This is a genomic window from Tissierella pigra, from assembly GCF_018917845.1.
In the GTDB taxonomy this organism is placed as follows: Bacteria; Bacillota; Clostridia; order Tissierellales; family Tissierellaceae; genus Tissierella; species Tissierella pigra.
In genome coordinates this window covers 3,548,547-3,563,797 of record NZ_JAHLPJ010000001.1, presented here as the reverse complement: position 1 = coordinate 3,563,797, position 15,251 = coordinate 3,548,547, and the positions used below count along the sequence as shown (strand labels likewise).

Genomic DNA, 15,251 nt, shown 5'->3' with positions numbered 1-15,251 from the left:
GATTCTATGTTAATATATAAATATTACAAAATTGTAACCTATTTTTTACTACTTTTGAAGAAAGGCGGAAACCAATGATAAGTAAAATTCAAAGACTTTGGCTAACTTTAGTATTTACCATTATGGTAATCACAGTTCCTAAAACTACATATGCTAATTTAGAATCATCCCAAAATAAAGGAGATATTCCAAGTAAATGGGCAATATCAGACGTTGAGAAAGCTAAAGAAAGGGACATTGTACCAGATAAACTTCAAGGAGATTATAGAAAAAATATTACAAGGGAAGAATTTGCCGAACTTGCAGTAAGACTATATCAAGTTTTAAGTAAAAAAGAGACTATGATACAAGGACCAAGTCCGTTTAGTGATACAAACAATCCATATATTACCATGGGAAATAAGCTAGGTATAATAGATGGAAAAGGAGATGGAACTTTTTCTCCAGACAAAAATATAATTAGAGAACAAGTAAGTGTAATTTTATATCAGACACTAAAGGCCGCAAAACCAAAATATGATTATACAAATCCCAATAATTATGACTTTAAGGACTATAATATGATTTCAAGTTGGGCAAGAGAATCTGTAAATTATTTATATGGTGTAGAAATTATAAATGGTGTTGCTGATAATGAATTTAATCCAAAGGGTTATACCAGTAGAGAACAGGCAATAGTCCTTGCAATGAGAACCTATGAACAGGTAATAGCATCTGACAGGGCTTCTAGGAATGGATTAACTACATCAAGAGCTGGGACAAGCAGACAGCTAAATATTCAAGAAAGTGATTCAAGCGAAAAGCTAAAGAGCATTATATCAGCTCAAATGGGGAAACCTTATCAATGGGGAGGAATAGGTCCCAATAGTTTTGATTGTTCAGGTTTAACTCACTATATATTTAGTAAGCTTGGCGTAGCAATACCAAGAACCTCAAAGGATCAAATAACAGCAGGAGTATATGTAGAAAAGAAGGATTTACAGTATGGTGATTTAGTTCTTTTCGCCAGAGACGGAAGAAATATAAATCATGTAGGAATATATGTAGGAAATGGAAACTTCGTACATGCTCCTCAATCGGGAGATGTAGTAAAGACAACTACCCTTACTACAGGATATTATGCAAACAGTTATTATACTGCTAGAAGAATTATCTCTAAATAAATTATAATAAAAGTCTAAAAGAATAAAGGACTATTCTTCTATATAATAGACAGAAGAATAGTCCTTTTATATTTATATTAATTCCATTCAGTATTAACTATAATTTCTTTTTTTAATGTAATAGGATAATTACTAACTTTAGTCCTTTCGATTACATTATTGATAAATGACTTAGGTTCTAAACATTCTTCTGGAACTAGTACGCCAGTTTTTTCTATTTTGCCCTGTGCAAGTAATTCAGCTCCTAAAGCTAAAGGAATACTTGTTACTGGTCTTATTGTAGATACTAATAAACTTCCAAAAGGAGAGCCAAAGTCATAAACTTCTTTTCCCTGGAAGGCATTTTCATAAATTTTATTTCCATCTTTTATTAGAGGAACTCTTCCAAAGAAATTTTCAATAGTATGGTCCAATACAGCAGGACCTTCTGGTTCTCTATTATTAATAGCCATATATATATTAATATCTTCAATCTTATCTAACTCCTTTGCACTATGTACAGCCATTAAAGGAATCAGTCCAGAACTAGCACCTAATCCAACAATAACAGAAATATTTTTTTCTTTAGCTAATTTTTGATTTTCATGTGAATTCCTCCTTTGATTTATAATAAATATTTACCAAAGGATTATAAAAAAATAAAGATAGGCAGCAGGTATTTACATAATTTTATATATTTATAATTATTATACTATAATCCTGTAGAATGAATAAAAATATATATTAAGAATTATAAATATAGGAAATAAGTCCTAATATATAAGATTACAAATAATGGTAAAATATGTATATAATAAATTAATAGAGAAAATATTGTTTTAATATGGCAATATTTGGGATAAATGATAAAATTATAGCATAATTAAAAGGAGGGGTTTAAATTGAAAAGCATTAGAACTAAACTTATTGTCTATTTTTCGGTTTTACTATTAGTAGCATCTATTTCTACAGGTCTTATAACCATACTCACAGCTGACAAACTTCTTACACAAGAAATAGGAGAAGCATCCCATATCGTCTCCGTATTAAGAGGAAAGATTATAAAGGATACAACTATTAATATAATATGTGGTATATTTATTGTATATTTTATAGGAAACGCAATAACCAAGCCAATTATTGCTGGGGTAAAGCATTTAGAAGAAATAGCCGAATATAATATAACTAGAGAAACACCTCAAAAGTATGCTAGAAGAAAAGATGAGATAGGTAGCTTTATTAGAGCCATAGAACATATCACCGCTAACCTTAAAGAAATTTTAGGAGATATTAGCAGTTCATCGGAGCAAGTTGCCACTGCTTCAAAAGAGATGACATCAGTAACTTATCAATCAGCCATTGCCATAGAAGAAGTGGCAAAAACAGCAGAAGAAATAGCCAATGGTGCATCTGAACAGGCACAAAACACAGAAGAAGCCTCAGCAAAAGCTATGGAATTAGGGGAAATCATTGAATTAGATATTGAATATATTAAAGACTTAACAAATGAATCAAACAAAGTAATGGAAATAATTGATGATGGCATAGAAAAGATGGAAAATTTATATAATATAACACTGGAAAGCAATAGGGCTGTAACAGAAATACATACATCTATATCTAAAACTAAAGATAGTTCCAATAAAATTAGTGAAGCAAGTAATTTAATATCAGTAATATCAGAAAAGACAAATTTACTAGCTTTAAATGCTGCCATAGAAGCAGCAAGAGCAGGTGAAGCTGGAAGAGGATTTGCAGTTGTAGCAGATGAGATTAAAAAACTAGCAGAGCAATCGTCTTTTTCAATAGAAACCATTAATAAAGTAGTTGAAGAATTACAGGATAATGCTGAAAATACAGTAAACATTATGGAACAAGTGAAAGCTAGAGCTGAAGAACAGACAGAAAATGTTGTAAGTGGTAAAGATAAATATATACTAATATCTGAAGCTATGAAAGATACAGAAAGAATTATTAAAGAGATAAACTTATCAGAAAAAAATAAGGAAGAAAAGAAAGACGAAATACTTAACTTTTTACAAGGTCTTTCCGCCATTGCTCAAGAGAATTCAGCAGCTACACAGCAAGTAACAGCATCTATGGAAGAACAATCAGCATCTACAGGAGAAATATCTAAAGGCAGTGAAGGTTTATATGATTTGGCACAAGATTTACAATCTATTGTTAAAAAATTTAAAATCTAGTAAATAACATATATAAAAAACATAGTTGAGGAAGATTCCAACTATGTTTTTGTCATTTATTGTCGAAATAAATCTAATATGGAAGAAAAGTCAGAATAATGATATAATAATTTTAATAAGAGTCATTATATTAAATTGATAATAAAGGAGATAATTATGGATATAAAAACTAATGAAAAAATACATTCAAAGGATTGTATGATTTGTGGACAAGAACTTGAATATTTTGAAGAGTATAAGGACTTGGAATGCCTATATTGTCATGAAAAATTCAAATCCAATGTAAGCTGTAAAGATGGGCATTATGTATGTGATTCCTGCCATTCTATCAGTGGAAATGATTTAATAGAAAGATATTGTAAAAATACAGATAAAACTAATCCCGTTGAAATGGCAATTGAAATTATGAAAAGTCCTATGATAAATATGCACGGCCCAGAACATCACTTCTTAGTACCAGCAGTTCTTATAACATCTTATTATAATATTAAAGATGAAAAAAAGAATAAAATCAAAAAGCTTGCAGTTGCCAAAATGAGGGCGAAGGATGTGAAAGGTGGTATATGTGGATTTTATGGAAATTGTGGTGCAGCAGTAGGTACAGGAATCTTTATTAGTATAATAACAGAGGCAACCCCTCTGACAAAGGAAAACTGGGGATTGGCAAACTTAATGACTGGCACAAGTTTAATAGAAATATCTAAAACTGGTGGTCCAAGATGTTGTAAAAGAAATGTATTTACTGCAATAAAAACAGCAGCAAAGATTTCAGAAGAACATTTTGGAATGAAAATGTATGACTATGAAAACTACAAACCTATTTGTGGATTTAAATCTAACAATAGAGAGTGTTTAAAATTAGAGTGTCCTTATTTCAAATAGAGAATATAATAAACCATAGGGACAAACATACAATAATCTATATGAAATATTAGCAAATAGTATAATTTATTTGAAAAATATAATCAAGTGATTTAGTAGCTTCAAACCTTGTAGATTTACAAAAAATATTGTAATGAAAAAATTGAGGAAACAGGTGTGAAAAAATGAAAATTTCAAAGTTACTAAAAATAATAGGTGGTATAAGTATTGTTGTAATAGTAGTAAATGTAATGGCTTTACTTGGACTTAATTCAGCCATAAATCAAGAGAGAGAGGCAAAAGAAAAACAAATTGAATTTGAACATTTGGGACTAGAACTTAAAAAGGCATCAGATTATTTAACAGAGCAGACAAAGAATTATGTACTGTTAGGAGAAAAAGTATACTATGATAATTATTGGAAAGAAGTAAATGAAACTAGAACAAGAGAAAAGGTTTTAGTTAAATTGGAAGAATTAGGAGCAACGGAGGAGCAAATTCAAATATTAGATAAAGCAGAAAATGCTTCAAACGATTTAGCAAAGGTAGAAGAAAGGGCTTTAGATATAGTATTAATTGGAAATATGGAAGAAGCTAGAGAGTTAATATTTAGTAGTAGTTATAATGACGCCAAGGCTGGAATTGATAAGTTAGTTAACGAATTCATAGAAGAGATAAACACCATGGCAAGGATAAATGCAGAATCAGCATTAAATAAGGCTAAACTTCAATTTATAATAGTATATATTCTCATGGCCTTACTCATAACTATTATAATTTTAACTTTTATGGTACTTTTGAAGAAGATTAAAGGATTGATAACTATAACAAAACAATTAGAAGAATTAGCAACAAATGATGGAGACCTTACTTCAAGAGTAGATATAAATAGTAAAGATGAAGTAGGGGATATTGCCAATAGTTTTAATATATTTGTGGAAAAGGTTAGAAATATAGTAGTGGAAATCGCAGATATATCTCAACAAGTGGCAGCTTCATCAGAGGAATTAAATTCTACGACGGAACAATCATCTGTTGCAGCTGAAGAAGTTGCAAGAGCCATAGATGAAATAGCAAAGGGAGCAACAGACCAAGCTAAAGATACAGAGGACGGATCAATTCATATAAACGATTTGGGAATATTTATTGAAAAAAGTTCGGAGTTAATTGAAAACCTAAATGAATCTTCAGACGAAGTTATAAAGTTAATAGAAGAAGGATTTGAATCCATAAAGGTTCTAAATACCAGTGCTGAAGACAACAATAAAATAAGTATAAGTGTAGGTAAAACAATAATGGAAACCAATACTAGTGCAGAGAAAATATCTGTTGCCAGCGATATGATAAGAAATATTGCAGAACAAACTAATCTATTGGCGTTAAATGCGGCTATAGAAGCCGCTAGAGCAGGTGAATCTGGTAGGGGGTTTTCAGTTGTAGCAGAAGAAATCAAAAAACTAGCAGAACAATCTACTGGATTTGCAAATGAAATAACAGAAGTAATTAAAGATTTGATTCAAAAAACAGAACATTCAGTCATGCTAATGGAAGAAGCAGAGAAGATAGTAAATTCTCAATCAACAAGTGTAGTAGACACAAGCAATAAATTTAAAGGTATATCAGAATTCATTCAAAAAATGAAAGATAGTATTGAAATAATAAATGAAAGTACTCAAGAAATGGGTATAAGAAAGGACGAAGTTATAAATATTATGGAAACCCTATCTGCTATTTCTGAAGAAAATGCTGCTGGAACTCAGGAAGCTTCTGCATCTATAGAAGAACAAACAGCTTCTATGGAGGAAATAGCCAATGCTAGTGAGGAATTAGCAAAACAAGCTGAGTCCATATTGAAAAGTATAGGAAGATTTAAATATTAGGCTTTATATAAAAAGTCATCTCAAGATAATTATCTTGAGATGATTTTTTAATTGTTAATATGAAATTTATTCCAGGGAAACTCTTTATAAGGCAAAGATGTAAAACTCATATACTCCTTGGCGTTAGGATGCTTAAATCCTATTTTGTAAGCCCAAAGAGAAATTTGAGTCCATTCCTTTTTCTTCACAAAAGTCTTATTATACTTATTATCTCCCCATATAGGAAAGCCAGCATGAGATAGCTGAACTCTTATTTGATGATGACGTCCAGTCTTTAATATAATCTTTAGTAAGGTTAATGCTCCGTATTCTTCAGTATCTATTGTATCCAGTACACTATATTGAAGTATGGCTTCCTTAGAACCATGGGTTTTGTCGTCAACAACTTTACTCATATTAATAGTACGAAGTTTCTTCAGATGATTCCTTAACTCTCCCTGAGTTTCAAGGGGTTTTCCACATACAACAACTAGATATTCTTTATATAAGTTTCGGGCTGAAATTTCTTTAGATAAAAAGGAATTAGCCTTCTCTGTTTTTGCATATACCATAACGCCACCAACAGGTCTATCTAATCTATGTACCAATCCTAGATAGGGTCTATCTAATATACTCATCAAATCATCATCAGAGGTTTTATCACCCTGACAGGGGATTTTAGGTGGTTTTTCCACCACTAATATATCTTTATCTTCAAAAATAATTTTAATGTCCATATTTCCTCCATAAATTTATTCTATATCTTATTATTCTCTTATATAAAAAATATAGTTATAATAGTATTATAATAATAGTGTAAAATAAAGAAAAGAAAATAATCTATAATAGAGGTGGATTTTATGAGATATTTAATCAAAGAAAGGATATTTTCCTTTTCGGATAGTTTCACAATAAATGATGAAAATGGAAGACCTTTCTACGAAATAGTTGGGAAAATATTGTCTATAGGTAATAAATTAAACTTATATGATATGGAAGGAAGGAATTTATTCTATATTGAACAAAAGATATTTAGATTTTTACCAGAGTATAATATTTATGAAGGTGAAAATTTAGTGGCGAAAGTTCAAAAAGAATTCACCTTTTTTAAACCCAAATTTACAATAGACAGTTTCTATGGAAACTTTACCATAGATGGAGATATTTTGGCCTATAACTTTAATATAATAAAAGATGGCAGACCCATTGCTTGGATAAGTAAGAAGTTCCTTAGTTTTTCAGATACCTATTCTGTAGATATATCAGATGAAGAAAACCAACCTTTTATACTAGCCTTAGTCATAGTATTGGATCAGGTATTTCATGATAATAGAAATAACAATTAAATTTAATGTAATCATAATGTAATACTAATGTAACCACTTTCCTATAAATCATTGATATACTATAGAAAAGATAAGGAGTGATTAAAAAATGAAAAAAACTACTAAATATATAGCATTGTCATTAGCAACATATATGACTTTAAGTCCATTAGCAGTTAAGGCTGAAACAAATGAAAATTTAGATATAATACCTATTTCTGCACCTATAACAGATAAGGAAGTACAGATTAAAGATTATATAAACTATGAAGGAAAAATTGTTGAAATAAAAAATGATGGAGATAAGCTTTCCATGCTTATAAAAGCCGAGGATGATGAATATGGACTAATACTCCATATCAATGAAGATGTGATTTTATTAAACCATAAAGCTAAAGATTTTACTGATAAAGATAAATTAAAAGAAGGAATGACTATTACTGCATATTATGCTAAACATACTCCAATGTTATTGAGCCTTCCAGGACAATTGACACCAGGAGTAATAGTTGTAAAAGAAAGTGAAGAACCGTCATTTATTAAGGTATCTGGCTTTAATGAAGATTTAGTAAGCGGAGAAAATGATCTAAAATTAAATATTAGTGAGGATACTGTTATAGTAAATAAAGATGGTGAAAAGGTAGAAAAAGAAGATATTAAAGACAAAGATTTAATAGTTTTCTATACTGCGTCAACGAAAAGTATTCCAGCACAAACAACTCCAGAGAAGATAATTGTAATTAAAGAAACATTAAAGGAAGAAAAGGTGGAGATTACAGAAATTACAGCTTTAGACAAGATAATAATAGATGGAAAGGAAGTTAAATTAACTAACTTAATTTATACAAATGATGAAGGTATTAAGATGATACCCCTTAGACAAATAGCTGAGGCATTGGGATATGAGGTAAAATGGAATAATAAAGCAAGAAGTGCAGAATTAACAAAGGGAGCTCAATACACATCTATAGTTATTGGAGAAGATAACTATAATTTTGCAAAGATGCTGATTAAACTTGGTACAGCACCAGAGTTTAAAGACTCAACTTCTTATGTACCCATTAGTTTTCTAGAGGAAGTTCTAAAGTTAGGAGTAGAAATAACAAAAGAGGGCATAATCAATATAGGTCTATAATATAAGATCTCCTTTAAAATCAGGAAATTATGATTTAATCATAGTTTCCTGATTTTTTAATTTAACGCATTAGCTTATTGTTAAAATATGGGAAAAGTGTTACAATGGTGAAAAAGAACCAATTTGTAAATCAAATTTTAGTATAAATAATAGGAGGGTAGATATTGAAGAGTAAAAATATAAGACTAAAAATAATTTATATAATCTTTGTAACATTAATCCCCTTATCAATACTAAAGTTTATAGATATACAAAAACAATTTAATGAAAGTATTGAAAATCAAATAGAGGTAAATTCTGATATAGCAGAAATGCTTAGCAATGTATTTGTAAATTTTTTGGAAAGAATATGGGACAACCAATATACTATAGGTATTTCCATAACTACACATACTAACTGGAGCAATGCAAGTATAAAGGAATACTTGAACAAAATCAAATACAGAGACAACAACCTAGATATGCAATATTATTGGGCCACTGATGAAGGCATTATAACTACAGATCTATATAGTGATAATTTAGAAATAGATATACGTGACACTACATATTTTAATGAAATCTTATCTGGCAAGGAAAAAGCTGTGGGAAATTTGCAGCATAGTATTATTAGCAAAGAGTTAATAATACCTATAGCAAGAGGAATAAGAGTGGACGGAAAATTAAAGGGAATAGTTATAAATACACTAAACGTTAATGATATGGAAGATATAATACCATTAAATAAGCCAGATGATAAAAGCACATATGGAATAATCGATAAAGAGGGAACTTATGTATATTGTTCTATTAAAAATGATATGTCATTGGAAGAAAGAAAAATAGCCTTAGATTCACCTAGTATAATGGCATTAAAGGGACAAATAGTTAGAACCTCTGCAAGGTATTCTAATATAGAAGGCAAAGATAAATTAGAAGTGAATTTCCCCCTAGATGAAATAGGATGGTCAGCGTTTGCAGTTACTTCTATAGAAGAATTACTAATAGACAATAGACAAACCTTTACAAAAGATATATTTGTTCTTGTTTTCTTTTATTTTATATCGTTTATTATAGCAATGTTTGTATCCAATGGACTTATTAGATCAATAGATAAACTAAAGGATACGGCATATAAAGTTATAAAAGGTGACTTAACTATACGAACTGAAATAGAAAATGATGATTACTTAGGTGATGTGGGGCAAGCATTTGATAGTATGATAGACACTGTTAGTGAGAAGGTAAAAGAAGTAGAAGAATACAATGAATTAAAATCTCAATTCTTGGCAACTATGTCTCACGAATTGAAAACACCTCTTAATATAATATTAGGCTGTGTACAATTACTAGAAAACTGCGATATAGAAGATGAGGAATTTGAAAGTTACTTTAATAAATATATTTATATGCAGAAGCAAAATAGTTATAGACTCCTTAGACTTATAAATAATATTATTGATATAAATAAATTAGAGACAAACCATTTCCATTTCAGACCTATGAATAATGATATAGTCAAGGTAGTAGAAGATATTACTATGTCCATTGTTGAATACACCAAATTAAAAAACATCAATATTATATTCGATACAGATATAGAAGAAAAAATAATTGCTTTTGATTCAGATATGATGGAGAGAATTATTTTGAATCTATTATCAAATGCAATCAAATTTACAGAAGCTGGCGGAAAAATTGAGGTCAATATAAAAAATACAGAAGAAGTAGTTATGATCTCCGTAAGAGATAGTGGAGTAGGAATACCGGCAGATAAACTTCATATGATATTCGATAGGTTTTCTCAAGTTGACTCTCCATTGAATAAAAGAGCTGAAGGTTCAGGTATAGGACTGCATTTAGTTAAGGCATTGGTAGAATTGCATGAAGGCTATATATCAGTGGAAAGCGAACTGGGGCAATGGACAGAATTTATAATAGGGTTACCAAATAAAGTTTTGGATGAATTTTATGATATAGAAGATAGCAATAATCCAGTTAATGCTGAAAAGATACGAGTGGAATTCTCAGATATTTATGTATAAAGTGGAAACAAGAAAACCTTATACGGAAATATAAATTTATGTTAAAATATATATATTATATATAACAGGAAGTGATTAAATGTATTCAGAATACTCAATGAAGGTAATAGAACATTTTATGAGTCCAAGGAATGTTGGAAGCATGAAAGACCCTCATGGTGAAGGAACTTATGGAGATTTAAAATGTGGTGATTCCTTAACTATTTACATTAAGGTAAAAGATAATATAATAACAGATATTAGTTTTCTAGTATTTGGATGTACTGCATCTATAGCTACAAGTAGTATGATAACCGAAATGGCAAAGGGCAAAACCATAGAAGAAGCTTTAAGTATAACAGAGAAACAGCTAATAGATGCCTTAGATGGACTTCCTCAAAGTAAAATTCACTGTTCAGTTCTTGGGGTAAAGGGGTTGAGAGCTGCCATAGATGACTATTTAAAAAAGAATAAATCCTTATAAGAAATATCTATATTAAACCATGTACCTATTGATAAAAACAATTGGAACATGGTTTTTTTACATGATAATATTTAGATGTATGTAATTCTTAAAAAGGAGCGATAATATGAGACCAGTTGTAATGGAAGAAGTTGAAGCGTTAAGAGGCGTGAATTCAGTTAAAATAAAAGAGGCTCACGAAGCAGGAAAAAAAGTAGTAGGAATGTACTGTGTATTTTCACCTTCAGAAATAGCATTAGCAGCAGACGCAATTTCTGTAACTTTATGTGGGACAACCCAGGCACCAATAGAAGATGCAGAAAAAGAATTACCAAGAAACCTATGTCCACTAATTAAATCTAGTTATGGTTTTGCAATTACAGATAAATGTCCATACTTCTATTTTTCAGATGCTTTATTAGCAGAGACTACTTGTGATGGAAAGAAAAAGATGTATGAATTAATGGGTAAAATAAAACCTATGCACATAATGAATTTGCCACAAACAGCTGATGATGAAGATTCACTGGAATTGTGGAAAAAAGAAATGGTTAAATTTCAAAAGTTTCTAGAGGAAAAATTTGAAGTAGAAATAACAGATGAAAAACTAAAAGAAGCTATTAAGCTTATGAATAGAGAAAGAGATGCAATGAAAAGATTACATAAACTAAATGCTCACAAGCCTGCACCTTTATCTGGAATGGATATGATGTTGGCTCAATGGCTAAAAGGATTCAATGTAGATAAAGAAGCAGGAATAAACTTAATTGAAAGACTAATAGCTGAAGTAGAAGAGAGAATGGAAAAGGGAATATATGCCTTTGATGAAAATGCACCTAGAATATTGCTTACAGGATGTCCAATAGGAGCTGGTTCTGAAAAAGTGCTAAAAGCATTGGAAGAAGCAGGAGCATCAGTAGTAGCTTTAGAAAATTGTACTGGATATAAGGGCCTAGATGTAATGGTAGATGAAAATAAAGACCCTATAACTGCTTTAGCAGAAAAATATTTATCTACTCCTTGTTCATGTATGACCAATAATAATGGAAGATTGGATTTAATAGAGAGATTAGCTAAAGAATATGATGTAGATGGAGTAGTAGATTTGACTTGGCAAGCATGTCATACTTATAATATAGAATCCTTTACAGTTAAGAAATTTGTTCAGGAAGAACTAAATCTTCCGTTTATTCAAATAGAGACTGACTACTCAGATTCAGATACTGGACAAGTAAAAGTAAGAGTTGAGGCTTTCTTAGAAACCATAGAAAAACCATCAATGGCAAAGTAAAGGATGAGAAATAATGTATTATATAGGGATAGACATAGGATCAACGGCAGCAAAGGTATCTGTATTTGAAGAAGATAATCTAATAAAGAACTTCACCATGCCTACAGGATGGAGTAGTGTAGAAACTTCAAAATCAATAAAAGAGAAACTAGAAAAAGAAAATATAAAAATAGATGAGTCGAAGGTCATAGCCACTGGATATGGAAGAATCTCCGTTCCCTATGCAGATAAAACCATAACAGAAATAACCTGCCATGGTAAAGGCACTCACTATTTACTAGGAACAGATGCAACTGTAATAGACATAGGGGGTCAGGATACCAAAATCATTACATTAGAGAATGGGAAAGTATCTAACTTCACCATGAATGACAAATGTGCAGCAGGTACTGGTAGGTTTTTGGAATTAATGGCAAACACTTTAGGTGTCAGTATAGACGAATTAGCAGAAATGGCTCTTTCAGGAGATGATGTAAATATCACTAGTATGTGTACAGTATTTGCAGAATCTGAAGTCATAAGCCTTATAGGAGCGGGGACAAAAAGAGAAAGCATAGCAAGAGGAATAGTAAATTCCATTACAGGAAGGGTATATGCTCTTCTTCACAAACATGGTACTACAGATACTATTTTTTTAACAGGTGGATTGTGTGAAGTAGAACCTTTTGTTACTCTTCTGTCGGAAAAACTTCAAAATGAAGTAAAAACAAGTGATTTGGCTAGATATGCAGGTGCCATAGGAGCGGCATTATTAGCAAAAAGTATATAAACATAAAAAGGCTAATTGATAATTCAATTAGCCTTTTTATGTTTATATATAGTGGGTATAAATATAAAAAATTAATACTAATTTGATAGTTATAAAATTAACTAATATATAATAGAATATTGTCGATAAATATTTATAATAGTAATGATATTAGGGGGGAGAAGAATTGAAGAAAAATAAGAAAAGTATTAAGACTCAGTTGACAGTATTACTTCTATTTATATCAGTTGTTCCATTAGTATTGTTGGGAGTATTGTCATATAAAATATCTTTTGATACATTATATGATAAATTAAAAATTATGTCTTTACAGAATATAGAGGAGGTTCAAAATTCCATAGATTTTTCCTTTGGAAGATTTGAATCACTAATTAATATGTTCAGTGAAGATCCAATGTTTAAAGATGTGTATTTTGATTATGAACTTACTGGTGAGGTCTTTGAAAAATTAGGATATGCACACAAAAGTGATGCGGCGATTTTAGGAGCATATATAGGTTTAGAAAATAAACAGACCATATTATATCCTGAAACTGAATTAGCACCTGATTATGACCCTACAGCAAGGGATTGGTATAGGGATGCAGTAGTAAATAAGGGAAACATAACTTACTCAGACCCATATATAGACGCATTTACAGGAAAAAATATAATAACTGTATCTAAAACTGTAGAACAAAATGGAAATATAGTAGGTGCTCTTGCAATAGATATAGCTTTAGAGGACTTGACTAATATATTATCATCTATTAAAGTTGGAGAAAATGGCTACTTACATATAATTGATTCAAAAGGGGTAACAGTAGCCCATCCAGATTCTCAAGAATTAAGCAAGGAGACAGCCAAAGAAATGCCTTGGTAGGATGATGTGCTAAATAGTGACCAGAACTTTGAAACCTATAGAATCCAAGGGAAAAGAGGATATATAGGACATACAACAGATAGTAAGAGGGATTGGAAAATAGTAGTTACTTTAGACGAAAAAGAACTATTAGATGACATTAATAAACTAAAGTCAATAATTCAAATTATAGTGGTTATTATAGCTATTGTTTCAGTGGCATTATCTTTAATTGTAGTTAAAGGTATGAATAATAGTATAAACAAAATTTTAGAGGCATTTCAAAAAGTATCCAGTGGTGATCTCTTAGTGCATACAGATATAAATACTAAAGACGAATTTCAAACTTTAGGAGAGGGATTTAATAATATGGTGGATACTATTAAGGAATTGGTTTTAGATATAAATAACTCCTCAGATATTATATTCTCCACATCGGATAATATGAGTACCAGTGCAAATGAAACTTCCATAGCAGTAGATGAAATAAGTATTACAATTGACCAATTAGCTCAAGGAACCATAACTCAAGCTGAAGATATTAATGAAGGAGTAATAGCTCTAAATAAAATTGTGGAGGAAATTGGGAATATAGAAGAATTGGCAAACAATATGAACAATATATCTTTAAAGACCAATGACTTAAGTCAAGAAGGACTTAAACATATGAATAAATTAACGGAAAGAACAAGAGAAGTAAATATATCCACTAGGGATATGTCTAAAGTTATAAAGGAAATGGATGAAGCAACTGGAGAAATCGGAATCATAACTGAAGCTATAAATAGTATATCATCTCAAACAAACCTTTTAGCATTAAATGCAGCAATAGAGGCAGCTCGTGCTGGAGAAGCAGGAAGAGGATTTTCTGTAGTAGCAGACGAAATAAGAAAACTAGCGGAACAATCGAGTACCGCTACAGCAAAAATTCAATCCTTAATAGAAAGTATAAAAGGAAAATCCCAATTAGCAGTATATTCCATGGATAATACTCAGTCAATAGTTAAAGACCAAACTGAATCTGTTGAAGAAACAAGAGAAATATTTGGTAAAATATTGGAGAGTATCAATAGTTTAATGGAAGGTATAGGGAATATAAAATACACTATAGAAGATACCAATAAGGATACGGATAATATAGTAAATACTATGGCAAGTATAGCAGCAGTAGCAGAAGAATCTTCAGCAAGTACGGAGGAGGTATCTGCATCGGCAGAGGAAATAAACGCAACTATGACAGAATTTAATGAAACGGCATTAAAATTAAAGGAATTATCACAAGAACTAAAAGAAAGGTTGAATATTTTTAGAATATAGATATATTATTTTCAATAACTCCGATTTTTGATGTCTAGCTT

At 30.5% G+C, this 15,251-nt stretch carries 14 protein-coding genes; 12 read left to right on the top strand and 2 right to left on the bottom strand.

Annotation, left to right across the window (positions count from 1 at the left end; genetic code table 11):
- Positions 1-74 precede the first annotated feature (74 nt).
- Positions 75-1,163, top strand: coding sequence for an NlpC/P60 family protein (locus KQI41_RS17255; protein ID WP_216585807.1), 1,089 nt, complete (start codon positions 75-77; stop codon positions 1,161-1,163).
- A gap of 77 nt (positions 1,164-1,240) precedes the next feature.
- On the opposite strand, the gene KQI41_RS17250 is transcribed toward KQI41_RS17255, so the two are convergent.
- A complete protein-coding gene (locus tag KQI41_RS17250) occupies positions 1,241-1,669 on the bottom strand; it encodes a saccharopine dehydrogenase family protein (protein ID WP_216585806.1) in 429 nt (142 codons plus the stop codon).
- Positions 1,670-2,044: 375 nt separating this feature from the next.
- On the opposite strand from KQI41_RS17250, the gene KQI41_RS17245 reads away from it, so the two are divergent.
- The 3 genes from KQI41_RS17245 to KQI41_RS17235 all read left to right on the top strand — a co-directional run bounded on the left by KQI41_RS17245 (position 2,045) and on the right by KQI41_RS17235 (position 6,087).
- Positions 2,045-3,346 (top strand): methyl-accepting chemotaxis protein, encoded by a 1,302-nt coding sequence (locus KQI41_RS17245; RefSeq protein WP_216585805.1) that lies wholly within the window; start codon positions 2,045-2,047, stop codon positions 3,344-3,346.
- Positions 3,347-3,502: 156 nt separating this feature from the next.
- Positions 3,503-4,228 carry a DUF5714 domain-containing protein gene (locus tag KQI41_RS17240; protein ID WP_154440576.1) on the top strand — a complete coding sequence of 242 codons (726 nt, stop codon included), beginning with the start codon at positions 3,503-3,505 and terminating at the stop codon, positions 4,226-4,228.
- A 164-nt stretch (positions 4,229-4,392) separates the two neighbouring features.
- Entirely contained in the window at positions 4,393-6,087 is a 1,695-nt protein-coding gene (locus KQI41_RS17235; protein ID WP_216585804.1) for a methyl-accepting chemotaxis protein, read from the top strand.
- A 47-nt stretch (positions 6,088-6,134) separates the two neighbouring features.
- On the opposite strand, the gene KQI41_RS17230 is transcribed toward KQI41_RS17235, so the two are convergent.
- Positions 6,135-6,803 carry an RluA family pseudouridine synthase gene (locus tag KQI41_RS17230; RefSeq protein ID WP_154440572.1) on the bottom strand — a complete coding sequence of 223 codons (669 nt, stop codon included), beginning with the start codon at positions 6,801-6,803 and terminating at the stop codon, positions 6,135-6,137.
- Between the two features lie 123 nt (positions 6,804-6,926).
- Here KQI41_RS17230 and KQI41_RS17225 point away from each other — a divergent pair, with 123 nt between their 5' ends.
- The 8 genes from KQI41_RS17225 to KQI41_RS17190 all read left to right on the top strand — a co-directional run bounded on the left by KQI41_RS17225 (position 6,927) and on the right by KQI41_RS17190 (position 15,210).
- Positions 6,927-7,412, top strand: coding sequence for an LURP-one-related/scramblase family protein (locus tag KQI41_RS17225; RefSeq protein ID WP_216585803.1), 486 nt, complete (start codon positions 6,927-6,929; stop codon positions 7,410-7,412).
- A gap of 88 nt (positions 7,413-7,500) precedes the next feature.
- Positions 7,501-8,526, top strand: a complete 1,026-nt coding sequence (locus KQI41_RS17220) for a copper amine oxidase N-terminal domain-containing protein (protein WP_216585802.1) — start codon at positions 7,501-7,503, stop codon at positions 8,524-8,526.
- Positions 8,527-8,690: 164 nt separating this feature from the next.
- Complete coding sequence (locus tag KQI41_RS17215; protein ID WP_154440566.1) at positions 8,691-10,550, top strand: sensor histidine kinase; 1,860 nt, start codon at positions 8,691-8,693, stop codon at positions 10,548-10,550.
- 79 nt (positions 10,551-10,629) lie between these two features.
- Complete coding sequence (locus tag KQI41_RS17210; RefSeq protein ID WP_154440564.1) at positions 10,630-11,013, top strand: iron-sulfur cluster assembly scaffold protein; 384 nt, start codon at positions 10,630-10,632, stop codon at positions 11,011-11,013.
- A gap of 106 nt (positions 11,014-11,119) precedes the next feature.
- Positions 11,120-12,283, top strand: a complete 1,164-nt coding sequence (locus KQI41_RS17205) for a double-cubane-cluster-containing anaerobic reductase (protein ID WP_154440562.1) — start codon at positions 11,120-11,122, stop codon at positions 12,281-12,283.
- A 13-nt stretch (positions 12,284-12,296) separates the two neighbouring features.
- Complete coding sequence (locus KQI41_RS17200) at positions 12,297-13,052, top strand: acyl-CoA dehydratase activase (protein ID WP_154440560.1); 756 nt, start codon at positions 12,297-12,299, stop codon at positions 13,050-13,052.
- A gap of 166 nt (positions 13,053-13,218) precedes the next feature.
- A complete protein-coding gene (locus tag KQI41_RS17195; RefSeq protein ID WP_154440558.1) occupies positions 13,219-13,914 on the top strand; it encodes a cache domain-containing protein in 696 nt (231 codons plus the stop codon).
- Between the two features lie 6 nt (positions 13,915-13,920).
- Entirely contained in the window at positions 13,921-15,210 is a 1,290-nt protein-coding gene (locus KQI41_RS17190) for a methyl-accepting chemotaxis protein (protein ID WP_216585801.1), read from the top strand.
- Positions 15,211-15,251 lie beyond the last annotated feature (41 nt).

Coding starts and splice junctions, on each gene's coding strand:
- KQI41_RS17250 (WP_216585806.1), bottom strand. CDS start 1,669: ATGGCTGTACATAGTGCAAAGGAGTTAGATAAGATTGAAGATATTAAT.
- KQI41_RS17220 (WP_216585802.1), top strand. CDS start 7,501: ATGAAAAAAACTACTAAATATATAGCATTGTCATTAGCAACATATATG.
- KQI41_RS17210 (WP_154440564.1), top strand. CDS start 10,630: ATGTATTCAGAATACTCAATGAAGGTAATAGAACATTTTATGAGTCCA.
- KQI41_RS17230 (WP_154440572.1), bottom strand. CDS start 6,803: ATGGACATTAAAATTATTTTTGAAGATAAAGATATATTAGTGGTGGAA.
- KQI41_RS17255 (WP_216585807.1), top strand. CDS start 75: ATGATAAGTAAAATTCAAAGACTTTGGCTAACTTTAGTATTTACCATT.
- KQI41_RS17225 (WP_216585803.1), top strand. CDS start 6,927: ATGAGATATTTAATCAAAGAAAGGATATTTTCCTTTTCGGATAGTTTC.
- KQI41_RS17200 (WP_154440560.1), top strand. CDS start 12,297: ATGTATTATATAGGGATAGACATAGGATCAACGGCAGCAAAGGTATCT.
- KQI41_RS17240 (WP_154440576.1), top strand. CDS start 3,503: ATGGATATAAAAACTAATGAAAAAATACATTCAAAGGATTGTATGATT.
- KQI41_RS17205 (WP_154440562.1), top strand. CDS start 11,120: ATGAGACCAGTTGTAATGGAAGAAGTTGAAGCGTTAAGAGGCGTGAAT.
- KQI41_RS17235 (WP_216585804.1), top strand. CDS start 4,393: ATGAAAATTTCAAAGTTACTAAAAATAATAGGTGGTATAAGTATTGTT.